23 protein-coding genes and 1 riboswitch are annotated in these 22,957 nt (G+C 58.1%); of the genes, 10 read left to right on the plus strand and 13 right to left on the minus strand.

Annotation, left to right across the window (positions count from 1 at the left end):
* Window positions 1-23: 23 nt before the first annotated feature.
* Window positions 24-584 (minus strand): tyrosine-type recombinase/integrase, encoded by a 561-nt coding sequence (locus SIK97_RS29705; RefSeq protein ID WP_413614541.1) that lies wholly within the window; start codon window positions 582-584, stop codon window positions 24-26.
* Window positions 556-969: a hypothetical protein gene (locus SIK97_RS29710; RefSeq protein WP_407081270.1), complete on the minus strand. Its 414-nt coding sequence runs from the start codon at window positions 967-969 to the stop codon at window positions 556-558. The genes SIK97_RS29705 and SIK97_RS29710 overlap by 29 nt, the downstream gene beginning before the upstream one ends.
* Window positions 970-1,036: 67 nt before the next feature.
* A riboswitch (TPP riboswitch) is annotated at window positions 1,037-1,132 on the minus strand.
* 232 nt (window positions 1,133-1,364) lie between these two features.
* Here SIK97_RS29710 and SIK97_RS14080 point away from each other — a divergent pair.
* Entirely contained in the window at window positions 1,365-3,341 is a 1,977-nt protein-coding gene (locus SIK97_RS14080) for an alkyl/aryl-sulfatase (RefSeq protein WP_004852594.1), read from the plus strand.
* Between the two features lie 115 nt (window positions 3,342-3,456).
* Window positions 3,457-3,879 carry a universal stress protein gene (locus SIK97_RS14085; RefSeq protein WP_014230123.1) on the plus strand — a complete coding sequence of 141 codons (423 nt, stop codon included), beginning with the start codon at window positions 3,457-3,459 and terminating at the stop codon, window positions 3,877-3,879.
* A 55-nt stretch (window positions 3,880-3,934) separates the two neighbouring features.
* On the opposite strand, the gene SIK97_RS14090 is transcribed toward SIK97_RS14085, so the two are convergent.
* The gene (locus SIK97_RS14090; protein ID WP_162557628.1) at window positions 3,935-4,849 is read right to left on the minus strand and encodes a LysR family transcriptional regulator; all 915 of its coding nucleotides are present in this window, start codon (window positions 4,847-4,849) and stop codon (window positions 3,935-3,937) included.
* Window positions 4,850-4,969: 120 nt separating this feature from the next.
* On the opposite strand from SIK97_RS14090, the gene SIK97_RS14095 reads away from it, so the two are divergent.
* The 3 genes from SIK97_RS14095 to SIK97_RS14105 all read left to right on the plus strand — a co-directional run bounded on the left by SIK97_RS14095 (window position 4,970) and on the right by SIK97_RS14105 (window position 8,372).
* Window positions 4,970-6,781: an adenine deaminase gene (locus SIK97_RS14095; protein ID WP_057173250.1), complete on the plus strand. Its 1,812-nt coding sequence runs from the start codon at window positions 4,970-4,972 to the stop codon at window positions 6,779-6,781.
* Between the two features lie 2 nt (window positions 6,782-6,783).
* Entirely contained in the window at window positions 6,784-8,127 is a 1,344-nt protein-coding gene (locus tag SIK97_RS14100) for an NCS2 family permease (RefSeq protein WP_047723259.1), read from the plus strand.
* Window positions 8,128-8,231: 104 nt separating this feature from the next.
* Complete coding sequence (locus tag SIK97_RS14105; protein WP_158010498.1) at window positions 8,232-8,372, plus strand: hypothetical protein; 141 nt, start codon at window positions 8,232-8,234, stop codon at window positions 8,370-8,372.
* Here SIK97_RS14105 and SIK97_RS14110 read toward each other — a convergent pair.
* A complete protein-coding gene (locus SIK97_RS14110) occupies window positions 8,369-9,289 on the minus strand; it encodes a LysR family transcriptional regulator (RefSeq protein WP_057173249.1) in 921 nt (306 codons plus the stop codon). The two genes, SIK97_RS14105 and SIK97_RS14110, sit on opposite strands and share 4 nt — an antisense overlap.
* 169 nt (window positions 9,290-9,458) lie before the next feature.
* Here SIK97_RS14110 and SIK97_RS14115 point away from each other — a divergent pair, with 169 nt between their 5' ends.
* Complete coding sequence (locus SIK97_RS14115) at window positions 9,459-9,776, plus strand: RcnB family protein (protein ID WP_004852605.1); 318 nt, start codon at window positions 9,459-9,461, stop codon at window positions 9,774-9,776.
* Between the two features lie 54 nt (window positions 9,777-9,830).
* Here the strand turns inward: SIK97_RS14115 and SIK97_RS14120 are convergent, their stop codons facing one another.
* Entirely contained in the window at window positions 9,831-10,160 is a 330-nt protein-coding gene (locus SIK97_RS14120) for a hypothetical protein (RefSeq protein ID WP_025107803.1), read from the minus strand.
* A gap of 347 nt (window positions 10,161-10,507) precedes the next feature.
* Window positions 10,508-11,617 (minus strand): iron-sulfur cluster carrier protein ApbC, encoded by a 1,110-nt coding sequence (gene apbC / locus SIK97_RS14125; RefSeq protein WP_004103811.1) that lies wholly within the window; start codon window positions 11,615-11,617, stop codon window positions 10,508-10,510.
* Window positions 11,618-11,768: 151 nt separating this feature from the next.
* Here apbC and metG point away from each other — a divergent pair, with 151 nt between their 5' ends.
* Together metG and SIK97_RS14135 are read left to right on the plus strand one after the other, a co-directional pair.
* Entirely contained in the window at window positions 11,769-13,802 is a 2,034-nt protein-coding gene (gene metG, locus SIK97_RS14130; RefSeq protein WP_025107804.1) for a methionine--tRNA ligase, read from the plus strand.
* A 198-nt stretch (window positions 13,803-14,000) separates the two neighbouring features.
* Complete coding sequence (locus SIK97_RS14135; RefSeq protein ID WP_057173248.1) at window positions 14,001-14,468, plus strand: YehR family lipoprotein; 468 nt, start codon at window positions 14,001-14,003, stop codon at window positions 14,466-14,468.
* A 103-nt stretch (window positions 14,469-14,571) separates the two neighbouring features.
* On the opposite strand, the gene SIK97_RS14140 is transcribed toward SIK97_RS14135, so the two are convergent.
* From SIK97_RS14140 to SIK97_RS14150, 3 genes are read right to left on the minus strand one after another with little or no spacing between them, the layout of a single operon-like run.
* Window positions 14,572-15,039: a DUF1456 family protein gene (locus SIK97_RS14140; RefSeq protein WP_004852612.1), complete on the minus strand. Its 468-nt coding sequence runs from the start codon at window positions 15,037-15,039 to the stop codon at window positions 14,572-14,574.
* 53 nt (window positions 15,040-15,092) lie between these two features.
* Window positions 15,093-15,812 (minus strand): two-component system response regulator BtsR, encoded by a 720-nt coding sequence (btsR, locus tag SIK97_RS14145; RefSeq protein WP_004852613.1) that lies wholly within the window; start codon window positions 15,810-15,812, stop codon window positions 15,093-15,095.
* Window positions 15,806-17,494 carry a sensor histidine kinase gene (locus SIK97_RS14150; RefSeq protein ID WP_004852614.1) on the minus strand — a complete coding sequence of 563 codons (1,689 nt, stop codon included), beginning with the start codon at window positions 17,492-17,494 and terminating at the stop codon, window positions 15,806-15,808. The genes btsR and SIK97_RS14150 overlap by 7 nt, the downstream gene beginning before the upstream one ends.
* A gap of 210 nt (window positions 17,495-17,704) precedes the next feature.
* Here SIK97_RS14150 and SIK97_RS14155 point away from each other — a divergent pair, with 210 nt between their 5' ends.
* Both SIK97_RS14155 and SIK97_RS14160 read left to right on the plus strand, forming a co-directional pair.
* Window positions 17,705-18,463 (plus strand): MerR family transcriptional regulator, encoded by a 759-nt coding sequence (locus tag SIK97_RS14155; RefSeq protein ID WP_032750593.1) that lies wholly within the window; start codon window positions 17,705-17,707, stop codon window positions 18,461-18,463.
* Window positions 18,464-18,989: 526 nt separating this feature from the next.
* Window positions 18,990-19,103 (plus strand): protein YohO, encoded by a 114-nt coding sequence (locus tag SIK97_RS14160; RefSeq protein ID WP_004103838.1) that lies wholly within the window; start codon window positions 18,990-18,992, stop codon window positions 19,101-19,103.
* Here the strand turns inward: SIK97_RS14160 and SIK97_RS14165 are convergent.
* The 4 genes from SIK97_RS14165 to SIK97_RS14180 are packed head-to-tail and all read right to left on the minus strand — an operon-like array spanning window position 19,078 to window position 22,821.
* The gene (locus tag SIK97_RS14165; protein ID WP_014230132.1) at window positions 19,078-19,815 is read right to left on the minus strand and encodes an ABC transporter permease; all 738 of its coding nucleotides are present in this window, start codon (window positions 19,813-19,815) and stop codon (window positions 19,078-19,080) included. The genes SIK97_RS14160 and SIK97_RS14165 overlap by 26 nt on opposite strands.
* Entirely contained in the window at window positions 19,799-20,746 is a 948-nt protein-coding gene (locus tag SIK97_RS14170; RefSeq protein ID WP_057173247.1) for an ABC transporter ATP-binding protein, read from the minus strand. Before SIK97_RS14170 ends, SIK97_RS14165 begins: the two co-directional genes overlap by 17 nt.
* On the minus strand, window positions 20,739-21,896 hold the full coding sequence (locus SIK97_RS14175; protein ID WP_025106765.1) for an ABC transporter permease: 1,158 nt from the start codon (window positions 21,894-21,896) through the stop codon (window positions 20,739-20,741). Before SIK97_RS14175 ends, SIK97_RS14170 begins: the two co-directional genes overlap by 8 nt.
* 7 nt (window positions 21,897-21,903) lie before the next feature.
* On the minus strand, window positions 21,904-22,821 hold the full coding sequence (locus tag SIK97_RS14180) for an ABC transporter substrate-binding protein (RefSeq protein WP_049102896.1): 918 nt from the start codon (window positions 22,819-22,821) through the stop codon (window positions 21,904-21,906).
* Window positions 22,822-22,957: the final 136 nt, after the last annotated feature.

Raw genomic sequence — 22,957 nt, forward strand, 5'->3', positions numbered from 1 at the left:
AGCGCAGAACTTGGTTATTTTATTCACTCCCAATTAATACCATCAATTACATAAGAAACTGAGGATAAGGGAAACGTATGCAAATAGCGTTTAGTGATCCCTCCGCTTTTCTCATGACCTACGGTTTGCTGTAGGTGCAGAATGTTTTTCACCCAACCAGCCATTGCCGAAGAGCAAACACTATGACGAATGGAATGCAGTAACCGCCGTTGTCCGTAATCATCCAGATACGGGATACCAAGCTGATCTCGTAGATCAGCAAACACCTTGCCGATCTTAGTCATGTTTGTACCCGCCACTTCTGAGAAGATCCGCTCTTTCCACTGGCGATCAACGTATTCCATGAATCCCCATTCGATCAACTTGGGATGAATAACTACCTGTCTTGTAGCATTCTCCGTCTTCCCTTGCCCTCCTTCGGCAATCAGGAAATAGTAGCGCTGGCTATCTTCATCGAATTTAATTTGTGACTTCTCCAGTTTACCTATCTCGCCTCTTCTCGACCCCGTGTATGCCAATAATAACGTGATCCATTTTTGCCAGTTATCAGGCTGCTTAAGCGCCCATCCGACAAACTTTTTCATCTCCGCCGTGCTGTATTGCGCCAAATCTTGCTTTTGATAGCGCAGCCACTACGCCATCAAAAGCAAGATTTGGGCAGAATGTCTTTGCCCTCGGTAAGAAAAGAGTAGGAACAATTATCTGCTGTTGTTGGGCTAAAAGTGGATTTCTTGCAGCCTTGCGTTCTGACGTAATCAGATTTGACAAAAACGCTTCGAACACAGGGAGCGGGGTTGCTAAAGATTTAACAAATGGCAGGTGCGGAATGATGCAAACCATCAAAGCAGATGCTTCGCGGTAGCTGTCAGTAGATAGTGATTTTTTGTATGACCGCCCATCAGATAAGCGGATCTGAATGTAATAGTTACCGTATCTCTTGAAGGTGTACGGAAGTGATTTTAACCTCATGAACAAGCCCTTTTTGTACCTCAAGTGCATTACGCACGGACAAAAAGAGAGTCAATTTCATGATAAGTAGGCCGAATTTCGGCCCCCTACGCTGGCATTATCCAGATCAGGTGGTACGGGTTTTTCTCAGCCTTCACAAAGAAGGGCACCCCGAGCCATTGAGAAATAAAAACGTTCTCAGCGGGCAGGTTACGGTAAGTCGCGGGACAACGCAAGCCGGCCCGGCGTAGGTATACAAGCGCAAGGCAATTCAAAATTAACAATAAGCAATCAAATAATTAACAAAACAAACACTTTTGCAGATACGTGTTTATAGTTTAGGAGGCGTTACAGGATGTAACCCGACGTCATATCGAAATTAACGAGTGAATCAGCGTAAACCCATGAGGATTCCGATGAAATTAACACCGATTATGAAAAGTCTGGCTCTGGCAGGAATTATCTCGACTCTCCCTGTGACCAGCTGGGCCGAAACGTCGCCGAAAGAAGCCGCTGCGGCGACCAAACAGGCAAACGACGCGCTGTATAAACAGCTCCCCTTCTCCGACAACACCGACTTTACCAACGCGCATAAAGGTTTTATTGCCGCGCTTCCTACGGAAGTGATTAAAGGTGAACAGGGCAACGTTATCTGGAACCCGCAGCAGTATGACTTTATTAAAGAGGGGGAAAAGGCGCCGGATACGGTCAACCCCAGCCTCTGGCGTCAATCCCAGCTCATCAATATCAGCGGCCTGTTTGAAGTGACCGAAGGCGTGTACCAGATCCGCAACCTCGATCTCTCCAATATGACCATCATTGAAGGTAAAGAGGGCATCACGGTTGTGGATCCGCTGGTATCAGCGGAGACCGCAAAGGTCGGAATGGATCTGTATTACAAAAATCGCGGCAATAAGCCGGTCGTTGCGGTGATCTACACCCACAGCCACGTTGACCATTACGGCGGCGTGCGCGGCGTGGTCGATGAAGCCGATGTCAAATCCGGCAAAGTCAAAATCTACGCGCCTTCCGGTTTTATGGAAGCTGCCGTTGCTGAAAATATTATGGCCGGTAACGTGATGAGCCGTCGCGCCAGCTATATGTACGGCAACCTGCTCAAACCGGATGCCACCGGCCAGGTTGGCGCAGGTCTCGGCACCACGACCTCTGCCGGCACCGTCACGCTGATTGCTCCCACCAATATCATCGAGAAAGATGGTCAGAAAGAGACCATCGACGGCCTGACCTACGATTTTATGCTGGCGCCGGGCTCGGAAGCACCGTCGGAAATGCTGTGGTATATCGAAGAGAAGAAGCTCATTGAATCCGCCGAAGATGTCACCCATACCCTGCATAACACCTATTCGCTGCGCGGGGCGAAAATTCGTGAACCGCTACCGTGGTCGAAATATATCAACGCCGCCATTGTGCGCTGGGGCGACAAGGCTGAAATCATTATGGCCCAGCACCACTGGCCGACCTGGGGTAATGAGAACGTGGTTAACCTGCTGAAGAGCCAGCGCGACCTGTATCGGTACATTAATGACCAGACTCTGCGCATGGCCAACGAGGGCCTGACCCGCGATGAGATCGCCGCCAAATTCAAGCTGCCGGACAGCCTGGCCAATACCTGGGCCAACCGCGGCTACTACGGCTCCGTCAGCCATGACGTGAAGGCTACCTACGTCCTCTATCTCGGCTGGTTCGACGGCAACCCGGCTACGCTGGACGAGCTGCCGCCGGAAGAAGCGGCGAAGAAGTTCGTTGATTATATGGGCGGCGCCGATGCTATCCTCAAGAAAGCCAAAGAAGATTACAACCAGGGCAACTATCGCTGGGTAGCTCAGGTAGTCAGCAAAATTGTCTTCGCCGATCCCGGCAATCTGGAGGCGCGCAATCTGGAAGCCGATGCCCTGGAGCAGCTGGGCTATCAGGCGGAATCAGGACCGTGGCGTAACTTCTACCTGACCGGCGCGCAGGAGCTACGCAACGGCGTCGTGAAAGGCCCGACGCCGAATACCGCCAGCCCGGATACCGTGCGGGCCATGACTCCGGAAATGTTTTTCGACTATCTTGCGGTCCATATCAACGGCGAAAAAGCCGGAACCGCCAAAGCGGTGTTCAATATCGACCTTGGTAACGATGGCGGTAAATATAAGCTAGAGCTGGAAAACGGCGTGCTCAACCACACCGCCGATGCCGAAGCCAAAGACGCCGACGCTACCATCGCGCTGGATCGCGCCACGCTGAACAAAATCATCCTGAAAGAGGAAACGCTAAAACAGGCGGAGGATAAGGGTGAAGTCAAAGTGACCGGCGACGGCGCGAAGCTGGACGAGATGCTGGGCTATATGGATAAATTTGAGTTCTGGTTCAATATCGTGACGCCGTAAATAAGCTCCCGCGGCGGCCAGCTGCGGGACTTAATCCGTCCGGAGTTTCATTTGCTTTCCCCTCGCCGCAGGCACAAAATTATCAACAGGTATCACCCTGCGTCGAGGTATCGTTATGTCCGTTTATCACCATGCTCTGGTGCTGATCAACAGCAGCCTTGACGGCGTTCCGCTGCTGGCGCACGCCGCGAAAATGGCGGAAGAAAACGCTATGCGTATTACCATCGCCCATATCAGCACCGACTACCGGTCGCTTAATTATGTCTCCGACAGCCTGCTGGATGATGACGTTTCCCGGGAGGTAATTCAGGCCAAAGCGCTACTCAATGAACTGGCCACCACGGTCGCCCTACCGGTGCAGACGCTATCGCTGGTGACCACGCGTCGTTTTGCCGATGTCGAAGCGTGCGTGCGGCAGCGGAATATTGATTTGATCATTGCCGGTCACCACAACCGGCTGCTGGGCGTTCTCGCTTCACACTCCCTGGAGTACATTAATCATCTCACCGTCGACGTGCTGATTAAGCATCTTCCCTGACAGCCTCTCCCGCAGGCGGCGCGCTGCGTTCGTCGGGCTCCCCTCCCCGCGCCGGTCAGCGCAGCGAACTTAGTAATAATGCGAAACATTCCTCAATCAGCGGCGGCAGAGGCTGCGGCCCGCGCATCAGCGCCACGGTTCGCGTCAGCGCGGGCTGCTGAAGCTGCGCCACCTTTAACGCCGGATCCTGAAGGTGGGTAGTATAAAGCTCAGGCAGAATCGCCACCGCCAGCCGGGAACGCACCAGGCCGTAAAGCGTTTCAATATAGTCAACCTGATAACGCGTATTCAGCGTGAGGCGATGGCTCTCCGCCAGCGCGCCGACCAGACGCTGAATATTGCCCTTTGAGAACACCGCGATATCGCGCCCCGCGAGCAGCTTCCACGGCAGATGCGGCTGCCCGGCCAGCGGATCGTCGCAGTGCAGCACCGCCACAAACGGATCGTCGCGCAGAGGATAAACCTGCAGCTCAGGCGGTAACGAACTGTCTATTGCGCCAACGGCAAAATCTATCTTTCCCGACTGCAGCTCGCAAAACAGGGCGTCGTTGGTCTGATCGTGAAACTCCACCCTCAGGCGCGGAAACGCCTGGGCCAGCGTTTGCGGCAGCAGCGGAAACAGCAGCGAGCTCACCGAGGGCACCAGCCCGATACGCACCGTACCGTCGCCGCCGGCCTCGACTATCTGCTGCATATCCTGAAACGCCAGCTGCGCCACGCTCAGCACCCGCCGGGCGTGGGGCAAAATCGCCGCCCCCAGCTCGGTTAAGGTCACCGCCGAGGCGGTACGGTTGACCAGCTTGCCGCCGAGCACCGTCTCGATTTGCCGCAGCGCGCTGCTTAGCGCCGGCTGGCTGATAGCCAGCCGGTTAGCGGTGTCGGTGAAGTGGCGTAGCTGGGCCAGGGTCACAAAGTACTGGATCTGCTTAAGGGAGAGCGCGGGCAGACGCTGCCAGGGTTCAGTCATCATGTTTTCATCAATGGTGAGCATGCAGAATAACCCGAGGTTATCGGGCGATAAATTTATTCATCTGGGCAAACGTTTGCTCTGCCCCTAGAGTATCCCCATTATCCTTGTGCCGGAGTTGTTATGTCCAGCAGTGCTGAAACCCGCCGCCGCGCCGTGCAGGCCGCACGCGGCGAATCCCCGTTCGATCTCTTATTAACCGACGCGCAGATTGTCGATATGGCCACCGGAGAGATCCGCGAGGCCGACGTCGGGATCGTCGGCGAAACCATCGCCAGCGTGCACCCGCGCGGCAGCCGCTCCGATGCCCACGAACGCCGCTCGCTGGCGGGATATTTCCTGTCGCCGGGGCTGATGGACACGCACGTCCACCTTGAAAGCTCCCACCTGCCGCCTGAACGCTATGCCGAAATCGTCCTGGCTCAGGGCACCACGGCGGTATTCTGGGACCCGCACGAGCTGGCCAACGTGCTGGGCGTCGAAGGCGTGCGCTACGCCGTCGCCGCCAGCCGCCATCTGCCGCTGCAGGTGATGGTCGCGGCGCCGTCCAGCGTGCCGTCGACGCCGGGACTGGAGATGTCCGGCGCCGATTTTGCCGGCGCGGAGATGGAAACCATGCTGGCCTGGCCGGAAGTTTGCGGCGTCGCCGAAGTGATGGATATGCACGGCGTGCTGCACGGCAGCGAGCGGATGCAGGAGATTATCCAGGCCGGTCTCAACAGCGGCAAGCTGATCGAAGGCCACGCCCGCGGTTTGCGCGGCGCGGATCTGCAGGCCTACCTTGCCGCTGGGGTCACCTCCGATCACGAGCTCACCTCGGCGGACGATGCGCTGGAAAAACTGCGCGCCGGGCTGACTATCGAAATTCGCGGCTCGCACCCTTACCTGCTGCCGGATATCGTTACCGCGCTGAAAACGCTGCCGCATCTCTCCTCGCAAATCACCGTCTGCACCGACGATGTGCCGCCGGATATGCTGCTGGAAAAAGGCGGCATTATCGCCCTGCTCAACCTGCTGATTGAGCACGGACTGCCGGCCACCGACGTCCTGCGCTTCGCCACCTTAAACGCGGCGATCCGTCTGCAGCGTAACGATCTGGGGCTGATTGCCGCCGGACGCCGCGCCGATCTGGTGGTTTTTGATTCATTAGAAAAGCTCGACGCGCGGGAGGTGTACGTCGCCGGGAAGCTGATTGCCCGCGAGGGCGCCCTGCTTGGGTCGATTCCGCCGGCGGCGGGTATTACCCCGCCGCGCGATACCCTGCAGATGCCGCCGCTCAGCCCTGACGATTTTATCCTCCGCGTCGGCGCGATTCGCCACGGCGTCGCCCGCCTGCGGCATATTCGCGGCGCGCGCTTTACCCAGTGGGGAGAGGTTGAGGTGCAGGTCCGCGATGGCCGGGTGCAAATCCCGGACGGGTTTAGCCTGATTTGGGTTAAGCACCGCCACGGTCGTCACCAGGCGACGTCGCAAATTGCGCTGCTGGAAGGCTGGGGCGAGCTGCGCGGCGCCATCGCCACCAGCTACTCCCACGATTCCCACAACCTGGTGGTGCTCGGCCGCGATGCCGACGAGATGGCGCTGGCGGCAAACCGCCTGATCGCCTCCGGCGGCGGTATGGCGCTGTCTCAGCAGGGAAAAATCCTTGCCCACGTGGCGATGCCGATTGCCGGAATGCTTTCCGACTTGCCCGCTCCGGAGCTGGCCAGACAGTTCCGCCAGCTTCGCGACCTGAGCGCGGAGGTCGCCGACTGGGAGCCGCCCTATCGCGTATTTAAGGCTATCGAAGGCACCTGCCTTGCCTGTAACGCCGGACCGCATTTGACCGATTTAGGTTTGACCGACGGCAGCACCCGCCAGATCGTCGAGCCGCTGATAGACTGCCGGGAAATCCCGGAACACACAGAACACAACAATAATCATCAGGGAGCCTGAGCATGGCCGACAATACCCTTCATTCATCCACGCAAGGAAGCTGGCTGGAGCGCCGTTTTGCCTTGTATTCCCGCGGCAGCACGCTGCGCACCGAATGCCTCGCGGGCATCACCGGCTTTCTCGCCGCCGCCTACCTGCTGGTGGTTATCCCCGGCCTGCTGGCGGTTGGCGGGATGGATAAAGGCGCGGCAACCACCGGCACGATTCTGGTGTTCGTCGGCGGCACGCTGCTGATGGCGTTTTATGCCAACCTGCCGTTTATCGTCGGGCCGGGCATCGGCGGCTCGGTGCTGGTCGGCGTCACGCTGGCAGGCAGCGAAGGCATTGGCTGGCAGATTGGTCTTGGGATCGCCTGCTGGTCGGGGATTCTGTTTTTCCTGCTAACCAGGTTCGGCCTGCGTGAAGTGGTGACCCGTTCGGTGCCGCAATCGATCAAGCTCGGCCTGACGGCCTCCATTGGGCTGTTTGTCGCGGTGCTGGGTTTCCGTAACGCCGGGCTGGTGCTGGCTAACGCCAAAACCAACGCCCTGATGCTCGGCGATTTTCTCTCACCGGGGGCGCTGGTGGCGCTCTGCGGGCTGTTTCTGGCCATTGCCCTTCAGGCGAGAAAAATCCCCGGCTCAATTCTGTGGGCGATTCTCTTTGCCACCCTGGTCGGCATTCCGATGGGCGTCACCAGACTCCCGGGCAGCTTTATCGATATGCCGCATTCGCTGACGCCGGTGCTGGGGCAAATCGATATGCTGGGCGCGCTGAATATCGCCTTCCTGCCGTTCCTGTTCGTCTTTTTCGCCTCAGAGTTCTTTTCCACGATGGGCACCACGCTGGCGGTAGGCGGCGAAGCGGGTCTGCTGGATGAGGAAGGCAATATGCCGCATATCAATCGCCCGTTTATGGTTGACTCGATCGCCGCGGCCGTTGGCCCCTGGCTGGGCATTCCGGCGGCGACCGCGCTGATTGAATCCTCAGCGGCAGCGGAAGCCGGCGGCAAAACCGGGTTAACCGCGCTGTCGGCGGCGGTGATGTTCCTCCTGATGCTGCTGTTTACCCCGGTGGCGCTGATGATTCCGAAAGAGGCGACCGCGCCTGCGCTGATCCTCATTGGCCTGAATATGTTCAGCGGCCTGCGCAAAGTGGACCTGGCAAACTTCACCGACGGCCTGCCGGTGCTGATGATGGTGATGATTACGCTGATTGCCAATAGCTTCGGGACCGGGATTGCCGGCGGGCTGCTGTTTTATGTGGTGATTAAAACGATTGCCGGCAAATGGCGGGAAATCCCCATCGGGCTGTGGATCCTTGCGATTCCGCTGGTCTACTACTTTGCCACGCTGGTGAAGCATTAAGCTTCGCACCGATCGTTCTGCCGGAGGCGGCGCTAGCGCGCCTGTTCGGGCTACCAATCCGTAGCCCGGCTAAGCGCAGCGCAAACCGGGAAAAAGCCGCGCCGATGCATCACCCCGACACCGTCCCGGAGGCGGCGCTGGCGCGCCTGTCCGGGCTACCAATCCGTAGCCCGGCTAAGCGCAGCGCGAACCGGGAAGAAGCCATGCCGATGCATAACCCGGCACCATTCCCGAGTCGGCGCTAGCGGCCCGCAGAGGGCGCGCGGGAATGAACCGCTTCGCACGCCTCTTTCACCGCCTCATACAGCAACCGTACCGCAGGCGAAAGCTGCTTGCGGTGCGGGCAAATCATATTCAGCGGCACCACGTCGCCCTGATACTCCGGCAACAGCACCTGGAGCCGCCCTTCACGGATATCATCCCCGACGTCGAGTTCAGATTTGAACGCGATCCCCTCCCCGGCAACCGCCAGGCGGCGAATCACCTCCGCATCATCGCTCACGATAGTGCCGGCAACCTGCACGTAATGGACCTTCCCGTCCAGGCTCAGCGGCCAGCGATCGAACGCCCTGCCGCGCAGCACGTAGGTCAGCGCATTGTGCCGGGCCAAATCTTCCAGCGTCTTCGGTTCGCCGTGTTCGGCTATCCAGCCGGGCGAGGCCACCAGCATCCGGCGGTTCTCCGGCGCGACGGGCAGGGAAATAAACGAGGCACCGTCGTTATCGCCGTAGCGAAACGCCACGTCTACCGGATCTTTAAATACGTCGGTCCGATGATCGGAAAACAGTATCCGCAGGCGCAGCGCGGGATGGCGCTGGCGAAAAGCGCGAAACACGCGCAGAAGCAAGTTGCGCCCCAGGTCGGACGGCACGGCAATTTGTAACGTACCGCGTACTTCGTCATCCGGCGTGCTGATTTTTTGCAGCCCCGCGTGCAGCGTATCAAGCATCTGCGTGGCATAGGGCAGCCAGGTTTCGCCTTCCGGCGTCAGGCGTAAACTCCGCGTAGAACGGGCAAAAAGACGAATATTCAGCGTCGTTTCCAGACGCTTGATCGCCGCGCTCACCTGCGCGGGCTGCAGCCCGGCCTCTCGCGCCGCATCGCTGAAGCTGCTTAACGCCGCAGCGCGGACAAACAATGCCAGATCTTCCAGCCGGAACATACACACTCCTCAACCCGGATTATTCTCAAAACAGGCGCGCGCCGATGAAAAACGGCGCTGCATCACCGTTTGCTTACACTTTTAACCAAACCAACGCTTGCCAATCCCTTGACGTATCAGGAATCATACGAGGCTGCGATTTTGTGTCCAGGATAATAATGGGGAAATTATGCGTAAAACAAAAATGATGCTTCTGGGCGTACTGTTGGCCTGCGCCAGCGGCGCGTGGGCGGCGACCGGCGAAGGTATACAGAAATATGAGCTGGATGGGGTCACCGCGGACTTCAAACAATTTCACATCGGCGATACCGTCCCGCCGCTGTACCTCACGCCAGAATACAACATCAAGCAGTGGCAGCAGCGCAATTTGCCTGCGCCGGATGCCGGGACCCGCTGGACCTATATGGGCGGAAGCTACGTGCTGATTACCGAAACCGAGGGGAAAATCCTCAAAATTTATGATGGCGAGATTTTTTACCATCGCTAAAAGCTGAACGCCAGCGCGCTCTCCCTGCCGCTGGCGTTTTTTTGTGGCAAAGCGCTATTCGTTAAAGCGGTTCTGTTTGTGCATAAATTCCTCGACGGCAATATATGAAGCAACCTGCTCATAGAGCATTAAAATACTTAATATCAGATCGCCGCCGCTACGCAGTAAATCATCCGGGGCCGTACGACTCTTGTCATCCGATAAAAAAACAATCTGTTCAAAAATATCACTGTACTCACCATAAGCGCCAATCGGAATCTCAGCTATCGGGAGATGCTCCTGGCAATAACGCAACGCGTCTGCTGCTTTCTCCGGCAGCGAGCGCGTATGCATAAAAATAACCAGTAGTTCTCGTAACTTAACGATTAGAGCAATATTATTCATCATGCACTCCGGAAATGTGTACGGCTATACTTTCCTTCCATCGTTTTTATATACGTATTACTGATAACATCCACGTTTCGCCAAATAAAAAGCCAAAATTAAATCTCATCACGGCGAATTAAAATCGTTACTTCTTTGCTATTAAAGCTCGCACAACCGCCAGAGGAAAACAATGTTAGCAATATGTTTTATTGATTAATCTCAATATCGCTAAATGTGAATAAAAATAAATAATATTTAACAGCAATATTATTCGCGCGGTGATTATCTCCTCGGTAGAAAACCGGGACGGAAAAATAAAAAACCGCACGGCGAAAAGCGCCGGGCGGCTCAGGATAGTGAGGAGATTAGACCGCGCGGAAGGCTATCTCTCCGGGGATGACTTCCCCCTGCCAGTACAGCTGCGCCGCGACGCGGTCGGCCAGCTGGCGGTAGGTCTCGGTAAACTCGCTTTCCGGACGCGCAACCACCGTCGGCGTCCCTTTGTCGAGGTCTTCGCGCAGGGTAATATGCAGCGGCAGCTGGCCCAGCAGCTGGGTATGATATTTCTCCGCCAGCTTCTGCGCGCCGCCGGTACCGAAAATCGGCTCGTGGTGTCCGCAGTTGCTGCAGATATGCATGCTCATGTTTTCCACGATACCCAGCACCGGTACCTCGACTTTTTCAAACATCACGATGCCTTTTTTGGCGTCGATCAGGGCAATATCCTGCGGCGTGGTGACGACGACCGCGCCGGTGACCGGAATGTTTTGCGCCAGCGTCAGCTGAATATCACCGGTGCCCGGCGGCATATCCAGTACCAGATAATCGAGATCCGGCCACAGCGTTTCCTGCAGCATCTGCATCAGCGCCTTGCTGGCCATCGGGCCGCGCCACACCATGGCGTTGTCGTCGGTCACCAGATAACCGATGGAGTTGGTAGCGAGACCGAATTTCATAATCGGCGCCATATGGGTGCCGTCCGGCGAAGTCGGACGCTGATCTTCCGCGCCGAGCATGGTCGGAATCGACGGCCCGTAAATATCGGCATCCAGAATGCCGACTTTCGCCCCTTCCGCCGCCAGCGCCAGCGCGAGGTTGACCGCCGTCGACGATTTACCCACCCCGCCCTTGCCGGAGCTGATGGCGATAATGTTTTTCACGCCGTTGATGCCCGGCTGATTTTTTACCCGCTGAAGCGTGGCGATGCTGTGCGTCAGCTTCCAGTCAATGGCTTTGGCGCCGGTAATGCGCAGCAGCTCGGCGCTGCACTGCTCCTTCAGCGCTTCAAACGCGCTGTTCCAGACGAACGGCATCTGAATTTCAATGTGCACGGTCTCGTCCAGCCAGGCGACGTGATGCAGCGCCTTCAGCGTAGTGAGGTTATGTTTCAGGGTTGGGTGCTGGAAATTAGCCAGGGTCCCGGCGACCATCGCGCGCAGACGCTCGGGGGATTTGGCCTGGGATTGCGAACTCATCCCGACTCCTTTGTTATTGTGAGTTGAATCTTGTGCGTTAAGTTTACCTTAAAGGGAATAATTCCCCCACCATAAGCTTTGGGCTTACCAAATTATTGCCTTTGCGGTAACATCAAAACCCCTTTTTACAATAGAAGATGTAATGCCCACTATGACTCAAGTCGCGAAGAAAATTCTGGTAACGTGCGCGCTGCCGTACGCAAACGGCTCAATCCACCTCGGCCACATGCTGGAGCACATCCAGGCTGATGTCTGGGTCCGTTACCAGCGAATGCGCGGCCACGAAGTCAACTTCATCTGCGCCGACGACGCCCACGGCACCCCGATCATGCTGAAAGCGCAGCAGCTCGGAATTACTCCGGAGCAGATGATTGGCGAAATGAGTCAGGAGCATCAGACCGATTTTGCTGGCTTCGACATCAGCTACGACAACTACCACTCCACGCACAGCGATGAAAACCGCGAGCTGTCGGAGCTCATCTACACGCGCCTGAAAGAGAACGGTTTTATCAAAAACCGTACCATCTCTCAGCTTTACGATCCGGAAAAAGGCATGTTCCTGCCGGACCGCTTTGTGAAAGGCACCTGTCCGAAGTGTAAATCACCGGATCAGTACGGCGATAACTGCGAAGTGTGCGGCGCGACCTACAGCCCGACCGAGCTTATCGAGCCGAAATCGGTGGTATCCGGCGCGACGCCGGTGATGCGCGAGTCCGAGCACTTCTTCTTCGACCTGCCGTCGTTCAGCGAAATGCTGCAGGCGTGGACCCGCAGCGGCGCGCTGCAGGAGCAGGTGGCGAATAAAATGCAGGAGTGGTTCGAGTCCGGCCTGCAGCAGTGGGATATCTCCCGCGATGCCCCGTACTTCGGCTTCGAAATCCCGAACGCGCCGGGTAAATACTTCTACGTCTGGCTGGACGCGCCGATCGGCTACATGGGCTCCTTTAAGAACCTGTGCGACAAGCGCGGCGACGCCACCAGCTTCGACGAGTACTGGAAGAAAGACTCTACCGCCGAGCTGTACCACTTTATCGGCAAAGACATCGTTTACTTCCACAGCCTGTTCTGGCCGGCGATGCTGGAAGGCAGCGGCTTCCGCAAACCGACCAACCTGTTCGTTCACGGCTACGTGACGGTCAACGGCGCCAAGATGTCCAAGTCGCGCGGTACCTTTATTAAGGCCAGCACCTGGCTGAATCATTTTGACGCCGACAGCCTGCGCTACTACTACACCGCCAAGCTCTCGTCACGTATCGATGATATCGACCTGAACCTGGAAGACTTCGTGCAGCGCGTCAACGCCGATATCGTCAACAAGGTGGTTAACCTTGCCTCGCGTAACGCCGGTTTCATCAACAAGCGTTTCGACGGCATGCTGTCCGCCGAGCTGGCCGATCCTCAGCTGTATAAAACCTTCACCGATGCGGCAGCAAGCATTGGCGATGCGTGGGACAGCCGCGAGTTCGGGAAAGCCATCCGCGAAATCATGGCGCTGGCCGACGTGGCAAACCGCTACGTTGACGAGCAGGCGCCGTGGGTGGTCGCCAAACAGGAAGGCCGCGACGCCGATCTGCAGGCCATCTGCACCATGGGCCTGAATATGTTCCGCGTGCTGATGACCTGGCTGAAGCCGGTTCTGCCGCAGCTGGCCGCCCGCGCCGAAGCGTTCCTCAACGGCGAACTGAGCTGGGATGCTATCCAGCAGCCGCTGCTCGGTCACAAGGTTAACGCCTTTAAAGCGCTGTATAACCGCATCGAAATGAAGCAGGTTGAGGCGCTGGTCGAAGCGTCGAAAGAAGAAGTGAAGGCGCTGTCAGCGCCGGTCACCGGCCCGCTGGCGGACGATCCGATTCAGGAAACTATCACCTTTGACGATTTCGCCAAAGTGGATATGCGCATCGCGCTGATTGAAAACGCCGAGTTCGTCGACGGTTCCGATAAGCTGCTGCGCCTGACGCTGGATCTCGGCGGCGAGAAGCGTAACGTCTTCTCCGGCATCCGCTCCGCCTATCCGGATCCGCAGGCGCTGATTGGCCGCCTGACGGTGATGGTCGCTAACCTGGCGCCGCGCAAAATGCGCTTCGGCATCTCTGAAGGCATGGTGATGGCCGCAGGTCCTGGCGGGAAAGATATCTTCCTGCTCAGCCCGGACAGCGGGGCTCAGCCGGGCCAGCAGGTCAAGTAAGGCTGTATAAAGCGCTGCTCCGGCAGCGCTTTTTTTTGAGCGCCACGATATTGTCGACGACATCGCCCGCCGGGTGCTGGCGCAGAAAGAAGAAAACGCTGGCATAAGCGCGAAACGGCGACGTCCGAGGATACGCCCGGCACCATCGCCCAATGCTGTATACAATTAGAGATGATGATTGATTAACAAGGAATGATAATGAAATTTAACCGCAGGATGACCGCCGCTCTGGGCGCCACGCTATTGATGGCTGCGCTTGTCGGCTGCGATAATAACAAAGATGAGGTCAAAACGTTTAACAATACGATCAACGGCGTTGATCTGACCTACATCTATCACTACAAAGGCGATGTCGTCACCCGCCAGGACGCGGAGAATACTATCCCCTATCAATCACTCGGGGTAAGTAACGAAGAGCAGGCGCGCAAGCTCATCGACCCTATCGGCGCGGCCTACAGCAAAATCAAAGGCGTTACCCACAGCGTCGACTATAAAGAGAACGTCGCGCAGGAACACCTCTCCATCGACTTTAATCAGGCTAAAATCAGCGAGCTGTGTCACTTGCCGGGGGCCAGTTTTTCCGACTGTTCACAAAAGTTCATTTCGCTGAGCGAGTCGGAGAAATTGCTGAAATCGCAGGGTTTTAAAGAAGTGAAACAGCCCTGACTGGTGCGGAGTACTCCCGGCTTGCGCTGCGCTGAGCCGGGCTACGGAGCCGTGCATTCAGTAGCCCGGCTCAGGCGTTTACGCCGCAAGCCGGGGAGGCATATCAGGATTTCGCGTGTTCGCGCTCGGTCAGTCCGCGCAAAAAGTAGCGCAGGAACTGGTCGCCGCATTCGCGGAAGTTTTTATGATCCGGGGCGCGCATCATGGCGGTGATTTCCGGCATGGAGACGCGGAATTTCTGCTGGGTGAGGATAGCGAGAATATCATCCGTCTTCAGAGAGAAGGCAATACGCAGCTTTTTCAGCACGATGTTATTATTCACCCGGCGTTCGACCGCCAGCGGCGGCGCGGACGCATCTTTACCGCGTTTGTCGTAAATCAGGCCATTGAGGAAATTCGACAGCACGATATCCGGGCAGCGCACAAACCCCTCTTCGTCTTCTTTTTTCAGCCAGGGAACCAGCTGTTCCGCGCTGACCGGCGCATCCGCCAGGGCAAAAATACGAACCAGGCCGCTGTTATTGGTTTTCAGGGTGTAGCGCAGGCTACGGAGAATATCGTTACTGATCATATTGCCTTCATGATGAAAAAATCTGCCGCTAAGTCTATCACGATTCCGCCGTTTTACAGCCCAATCGCCTCTTTCAGGCTCTTCAGGTAGCGGCGGCTGACCGGCACCGTTTGGCCAGCGCGCATCAGCAGCTCCGCCTGGCCGTTCTCCTCAAAGCGGATCTCCTTGAGATGGGACATGTTAACCAGATACTGCCGATGGCAGCGCAGCAGCGGCGTTCGGCTCTCGAGCGTGCGCAGGGTGAGCTCGGTAAAGCCCTCTTTCCCTTCGCGGTCGGTCACATAAATCCCGCTCATCCGGCTGCTGACGAAGGCCACGTCTTCCATCTGCAGTAGCCAGATCCGGCTGTGGCCGGTGCAGGGAATATACTTCAGCGCCTGCTGGGTATCGTCGAGCACGGTCATATCCTGCAGGCTGCGCTCCTGGCGCAGGCGAAACAGCGTTTTTTCCAGCCGGGCGGACTCAATCGGCTTCAGTAAATAATCAAACGCGTGCTCTTCAAAGGCCTTCACCGCGTACTCGTCAAACGCGGTAAGGAAGACGATATAGGGCCGATGCTGCGGATCGAGCATGCCGACCATCTCCAGACCGCTGATGCGCGGCATCTGGATATCCAGAAACAGCACGTCCGGGCGCAGCTTATGTACCGCGCCAATCGCCTCGACGGCATTCCCGCATTCGCCAACGATCTCAATATCAGGCTGGGTCTCCAGCAAAATACGCAGGTTTTCACGCGCCAGCGGCTCGTCGTCGACAATTAATACTTTTAACATGCGCTTTCCTCCAGAGGCAGTCTCAGCGTGACGCGGGTAAAACATTCCGGCTCGCAGGTTACGGTGATCCCGCAGTCGGTGCCAAAGCGCGCCCGCAGTCTGCGGTCGACCAGGTTCATGCCCAGCCCGCTGGCGCTGGGTTTGTCCTGATACAGCCCGGCATTATCTTCAATATCCAGCTGCAGCCAGCGCTCTTGCTGACTGGCGCGGATGGTGATTTCGCCCACCCCAAGGTGCTGCGAAGTCCCGTGTTTAATCGCGTTTTCGACGATTGGCTGCAGGGTAAACGCCGGTAGCTGATGCTGCCCCAGCGCCTCGGGCACCAGCATATGAATCTGCAAATTGGTCTGAAAACGCGCTTTCTCAATCTGCAAATAGGCGTTCACATGTTCAATCTCATCGGCCAGGGTCACGATCTCCGCTGGCCGCTTCAGGTTTTTGCGGAAAAAGGTCGACAGGTACTGCACCAGCTGCCCGGCCTGGTCGCTATCGCGGCGAATCACCGCTTTTAGTGTATTCAGCGCGTTGAACAGGAAGTGCGGGTTCACCTGGGCGTGCAGCAGCTTGATTTCCGACTGCGTCAGCAGCGCCTTTTGCCGCTCATACTGTCCGGCCAGGATCTGCGCCGACAGCAGCTGCGCAATTCCCTCCCCCAGCGTGCGGTTGATGGAGCTAAACAGGCGGTTTTTCGCTTCATAGAGTTTAATGGTACCGATGACCCGCTGATTTTCGCCGCGCAGCGGGATAACCAGCGTCGAGCCCAGCTTGCAGTTCGGATGAATCGAGCAGCGGTAAGGCACCTCGTTGCCGTCGGCGTAAACGACTTCGCCGGTATCTATCGCCTTTTGGGTATAGAGCGAAGAGATGGGTTTGCCCGGGAGGTGGTGATCGTCGCCGATCCCGGTAAACGCCAGCAGCTTGTCGCGATCGGTTATCGCCACCGCGCCGATATCCAGCTCCTGGATCAGCACCTGCGCGACCTTCATGCTGTTCTCTTCGTTGAACCCCTGGCGCAGGATCCCCTCCGTCGAAGCAGCGACCTTCAGCGCCGTAGCCGAGAAGGCCGACGTATATTTTTCAAACATCGCTCGCTTATCCAGCAGGATGCGCATAAACAGCGCCGCCCCTACGGTGTTGGTGACCATCATGGGCGCGGCGATGCTTTGTACCAGATGCAGGGCATCTTCGAACGGGCGAGCGATAAGCAGAATAATCAGCATCTGCACCATCTCGGCGAAAAAGGTGATCGCGCCGGCGGTGAGCGGGCTGAAGACTTTGTCCGGCCGCCCGCGTTTGACCAGAATACTGTGTACCAGCCCGCCGAGTAGCCCTTCTACGATGGTGGATACCATACAGCTCAGCGCGGTCATGCCGCCCAGCGAGTAGCGGTGAAGCCCGCCGGTCAGCCCCACCAGGCCGCCAACCACCGGCCCGCCCAGCAGGCCCCCCATCACCGCGCCGATGGCGCGCGTATTGGCGATCGAGTCTTCGATATGCAGCCCGAAGTAGGTACCGAGGATGCAGAAAATAGAGAAGGTTACGTAGCACAGGAGCTTATGCGGCAGCCGGACGGTGACCTGCATTAACGGGATGAACAGCCGCGTTTTGCTCATCAGCCACGCAATGACCAAAAACACGCACATCTGCTGAAGCAGCAGCAACACCAGATCAAACTCGTACATACCCGCAGACCACACTTCATTTGAAAGCGCGTAACATACACTGCTTGCTTATAACTTTCTTTGAAGCAATACATGAAAATGATAATTCATGTTCAGGATCACATTTCTTCGCGTCTCGCCGGCCCAAACCTGTACAAAAAACAGACAAAAATTCCCGCTTCGGCAAACAGCTTCTACAGTTAATGGAGGAGAACACAGCGGGAGGAGAAAATGGCGCTTTATACAATCGGCGAAGTGGCCCAGCTTTGCGATATCAATCCCGTGACGTTACGCGCCTGGCAGCGGCGCTACGGATTACTGAAACCCCAGCGTACCGACGGCGGCCACCGCCTGTTCAACGAATATGAGATAGACCGGATTCGCGAAATTAAACGCTGGATTGACTCCGGCGTGCAGGTGGGGAAAGTGAAAACGCTGCTGATGGATAATGAGCAGGAGGTGGCCGACGGCTGGCGCAAGCAGCAGGAAATTTTGCTCGGTTATCTGCAAAACGGTAGCTATCATCGCCTGCGTATGTGGCTTAAGGAGCGCAACCACAGCGAGTCAGCGCAAATTCTGGTGAAGCACCTGATTAATCCATTACGCCAGCGCCTGCTTAGCCCGCAGCCCACGCTGCTGGCGCTGCGGGGCATCCTTGATGGTATTCTGATTAATCATATCGCCCGCACTCTTTCATCCACGGCAAAATATCCCGGCAGCCATGCGCTGATTATCGGCTGGAATGTGAATGATATCACCCGGCTATGGCTGGAGGGCTGGATAGCCAGCGAACAGGGCTGGCGGGTGGACATTCTCGCCCATTCGCTGAACCAGCTCCGACCGGAGCTTTTCCCGGAGAGTACGCTGATGGTCTGGTGTGGAGAAGCGCCCTGTAGCGCCCAGGTCAATCAAATGCGCCTCTGGGAGCAGCAGGGGCAGATTATCTGGCTGAATCACGCCACCGCCACGTCTCCCGGAGGCGGCGCCTGACGCGCCTGTCCGGGCTACGGGTTATCTGCAATCTGTGGCCCGGTAGCCCGGCTAAGCGCAGCGCAAGCGGGTAGAAGCCGCAGCAATGCCACGTCGCGGCACATTCCCCGGGTTGCGGCGTAAACGCCTTACCCGGGCTACCGGCCCGCAGACGGTGATGAACCGTAGCCCGGCTAAGCGCAGCGCAAGCCGGGTAGAAACCGCAGCAATGCCACATCGCGGCACATTCCCCGGGTTGCGGCATAAACGCCTTACCCGGGCTACCGGCCCGCAGACGGTGATGAACCTGTAGCCCGGCTAAGCGCAGCGCAAGCCGGGTAGAAGCCGCAGCAACGCTACGTCGCGGCACATTCCCCGAGTTGCGGCGTAAACGCCTTACCCGGGCTTCCGGCCCGCAGACGGTGATGAACCGTAGCCCGGCTAAGCGCAGCGCAAGCCGGGGGTTGTCGTAGCTAAAAAGCAATTAATGTTTTATTAACACCTGCGCTTCACCGTATAATCCCTGCGTTAACATCAGGAGCCTATTATGAAGCCAGCGAAAATTGCGGTGATTACCCTGTTCTTATTTATGGCCATCAGCGGCATCGGCGGCGTGATGCTGGCCGGTTATTCATTTATTGTTCGCGGTGGTGTCGGCTGATTCGCCGGTTTAGCCGTTCAAACCCCCGGTCGACGATAATCGCCGCCAGCGCCACCAGCAGCGCCCCCTGAATCACATAAGCGGTATTAAATCCGCTGAGGCCGATAACAATCGGCGTGCCGAGCGTATTCGCGCCGACGGTTGAAGCAATGGTCGCCGTACCGATATTGACGATGGTCGAAGTACGAATTCCGGCCAGCATCACCGGCGCCGCCAGCGGCAGCTCAACTTTTATCAGCCTCTGCCAGCCGGTCATCCCCATTCCCTGAGCGATAGCTAACACACCGGACGGTACCGCCCCAATCCCGGCCAGCGTGCCCTGTAAAACCGGTAAGATGCCGTACAGCACCAGCGCAATAAGCGCGGGCTGCCAGCCAAACCCCATCACCGGAACCGCAATCGCCAGCACCGCGACCGGCGGAAACGTCTGCCCCATTGCGGCAATCGTCTCCACCAGCGGGCGAAACTCATGCCCCGCCGGACGGGTGACCGCAATCCCGGCGACGACGCCCACCACCGTAGCCGCGAGGCTGGAGAGCGCCACCAGCCAAAAGTGCGCCAGGGTAAGAGAAACAAAACTCTCCTGCTGATAAACCGGACGCGGCAGTTCGGGAAACAGCGCGCTGAACAGCGGCGCGCTGTAGGGCAACGCCAGCAGCAGCGCGATAAACATGGCGCTGAGCCACAGCAGCGGATCACGCAGCACCTTCACGCCGGGCCTCCTCGCGCAGCAGGTCGGCAAAATGCAGCGTCCCGCAGGCCTCTCCCTGCTCATCGACCACCGGCAGCACCTCGCGGCGATGAGCAACGAACTGCGACAGCGCCTCGCGCAGAGTCATCGTCACGTTCAACGCGTCCCCCGCCAGGCGCTCATCGCGGCGCAGATAATCACTCACGCCGCGTAGCGACAGCAGGCGCACGCCCAGTTCGCTACGGCCAAAGAACGTCTCCACAAACGCATTTTTTGGCTCAAGCAGCATCTGCAGCGGCTCGCCCTGCTGTACCACTTCGCCGCCGTCCATCAACACCAGATGGTCCGCCAGCCGCAGCGCCTCATCGATATCGTGAGTCACCAGCACAATAGTGCGTCCCAGCAGGCGATGAATGCGGATCATCTCCTGCTGCAAGGCTTCGCGCGTCACCGGATCGAGCGCGCCGAAGGGTTCATCCATCAGCAGCACTTCCGGGTTGGCGGCCAGCGCGCGCGCCACGCCGACGCGCTGCTGCTGGCCGCCGGAAAGCTGATGCGGGTAGCGTTCGCGCAGGCCCGGCTCCAGCCCCAGCAAGGCCATCAGCTCATCGACCCGCGCCTGGGTCTTCTGCCGCGACCACTTTTGCAGCTGCGGGACGGTGGCAATGTTCTGCGCCACCGTCCAGTGGGGGAACAGGCCGATGGACTGGATGGCGTAGCCCATTCTGCGGCGCAGTTCGAGCACCGGCTGCTGGCAAATATCCTGCCCGGCGAAGCGGATCGTCCCGCTGTCGTGCTCCACCAGGCGATTAATCATCTTTAGCGTTGTCGACTTCCCCGAGCCGGAGGTGCCAATCAGCACCGAAAATGCCCCCTCGCGCAGATGCAGATTGAGGTTTTTCACCGCAGGCTCTCCGGCAAAGGCTTTATTGACGCCGTCGAACTCAATCACGGGCCTCTCCTTTCAGTAATGCGCCCCACAGCGCGAATAACGCATCCACCACCACCGCCAGCGCGATGGTCGGGATAACCCCCAGCAGCACCAGATCCAGCGCGCTGCTGAGCAGCCCCTGGAAAACCAGCGCGCCGAAGCCGCCCGCGCCAATCAGGGCCGCCACCACCGCCATACCCACGGTTTGTACGCTGACCACCCGCAGGCTGCGCAACAACACCGGCAACGCCAGCGGTAGCTGTACCTGACGAAAGCGCTGCACGCCGCTCATCCCCATCGCCGTCGCGCTCTCCAGCGCTTCGCGCGGCACCTGCTGAAGGCCGATCGTCACCCCGCGCACCAGCGGCAATAGCGCATACAGCACCAGCGCAATCAGCGCCGGCGTGATGCCGGTGCCGGAAACGCCGAGCTGCGCCAGCGACGGAAACTGGCGCGCCAGCCCGGCCAGCGGCGCGATAAGCAGGCCAAAAAGCGCGACGGAGGGAACGGTCTGAATCACGTTGAGAACGGCAAAAACCGGCGATTGCCAGCGGGGGTAGCGCCAGAGCCAGACGCCAACGGGCAAGCCAATCAGCAGCCCCGGCAGCAGGGTCCCCAACAGCAGCGTCACATGCTGGGACAGCGCATCGTCAAACACCTCGCGGCGATTGAAATACTCTTTCAGCAAAGAGAGGCCATCGAGCGCGCCGAGCCCCAGCAGCAGCGCGGGCAGCAGCCAGACCTGCGCGTTCAGCAGCCAGCGCCACAGGGCTCGGGTCGTCAGGCGACGAACGGCATCGCTGGCGATAAGCAGGCACAGGGCCAGCGCCAGCCACAGGCCGCTTCCCGGCGAGGTGCGGGCCAGCGGAGAACCGCTCTGAGCCAGCTGTACCGCCGCACTGCCGGCTCCCCATAGCAATAAAGGCAGCAGCAGATCCGCCAGCAGGAAGATAACCAGCAGCGGGAGACGCCCGGGACGCCAGCTCAGCAGCGCTATCAGCAGCCCTGCCGCCCCCTGTACGCCCGCCAGCCACGGCCAGACCTGCCATAGCCAGCGCCCCTCGCCGGATAACAGCCGGTTAGGCGCATAATTGATAAACGGCAGCGCCATCGCCAGCAGCAGGAGGAATGCCAGCAGCAGCGCAACCCGGTTACAGCAACGAGTGGTCACGCGCGCCCTACTTCAGCAGCCCTTTCTGTTGCAGATAGTCGGCGGCGACTTTCTTCGCATCCAGGCCCTCAACCGCAATACTGGCGTTCAGCTTTTGCAGCGTCTTTTCATCCAGGCTGGCGAAGACCGGCTGTAGCCAGTCGGCTATCTGCGGATACGCTTTTAACACCGCTTCACGTACGACCGGCGTGGGCGCATAAATCGGCTGCACGCCCTTCGGGTCGCTCAGGGTTTGCAGACCCAGCGCGGCGACCGGGCCATCGGTACCGTAGGCCATCGCCGCATTCACGCCGGAGGTTTGCTGCGCCGCCGCTTTGATGGTGACCGCCGTATCGCCGCCCGCCAGCGACAGCAGCTGATTTTGCTTGAGCGTGAAGTCGTAGGCTTTTTCAAACGCCGGCAGCGCGTCCGGCCGTTCAATAAATTCCGCCGAGGCGGCCAGCTTAAAGTCACCGCCCTTTTTCAGATAGCCGGCAAGGTCACTTAATGAGGCGAGGTGGTTTTTCTCCGCCAGATCCTGACGGACGGCGATAGTCCAGGTGTTGTTGGCAGGAGCCGGGGTAAGCCAGACGAGCTTATTCTTTTCCGCATCCAGCTTTTTAACTTTTTCGTATCCCTGCTGCGCGTTTTTCCACGCCGGGTCGTTCTCCTCTTTGAAGAAGAACGCGCCGTTGCCGGTATATTCCGGGTAAATGTCCAGCTCACCGGCGGTTATCGCCCCGCGTACCACCGGGGTGGTGCCGAGCTGGATTTTATTGACGGTTTTCACCCCGTGGTTTTCCAGAACCTGCAAAATAATATTGCCGAGCAGCGCCCCTTCGGTGTCAATTTTTGAGCCGACCTTAACCGGCTCCGCCGCCTGCAGCGGCAGGCTTATCAGGGCCGCCAGCGCCAGCGTGCCGGACCACATACTTGCCTTAATCATCCTCGCGTCCCTCTTTAATTTGCGCTCCATTAACAGGAGCTTAAGCAAAAAGCGTAGTTCATTTGGGGCGGAGCGGAAAAAGAAAAGGCCGATAAATCGGCCTTTGGAGTATGGAATGCCTGTTCCCGGGTGGCGG

The sequence above is a fragment of the Klebsiella sp. JN_Kp126 genome, assembly GCF_033843325.1.
Lineage (GTDB): Bacteria > Pseudomonadota > Gammaproteobacteria > Enterobacterales > Enterobacteriaceae > Klebsiella > Klebsiella michiganensis.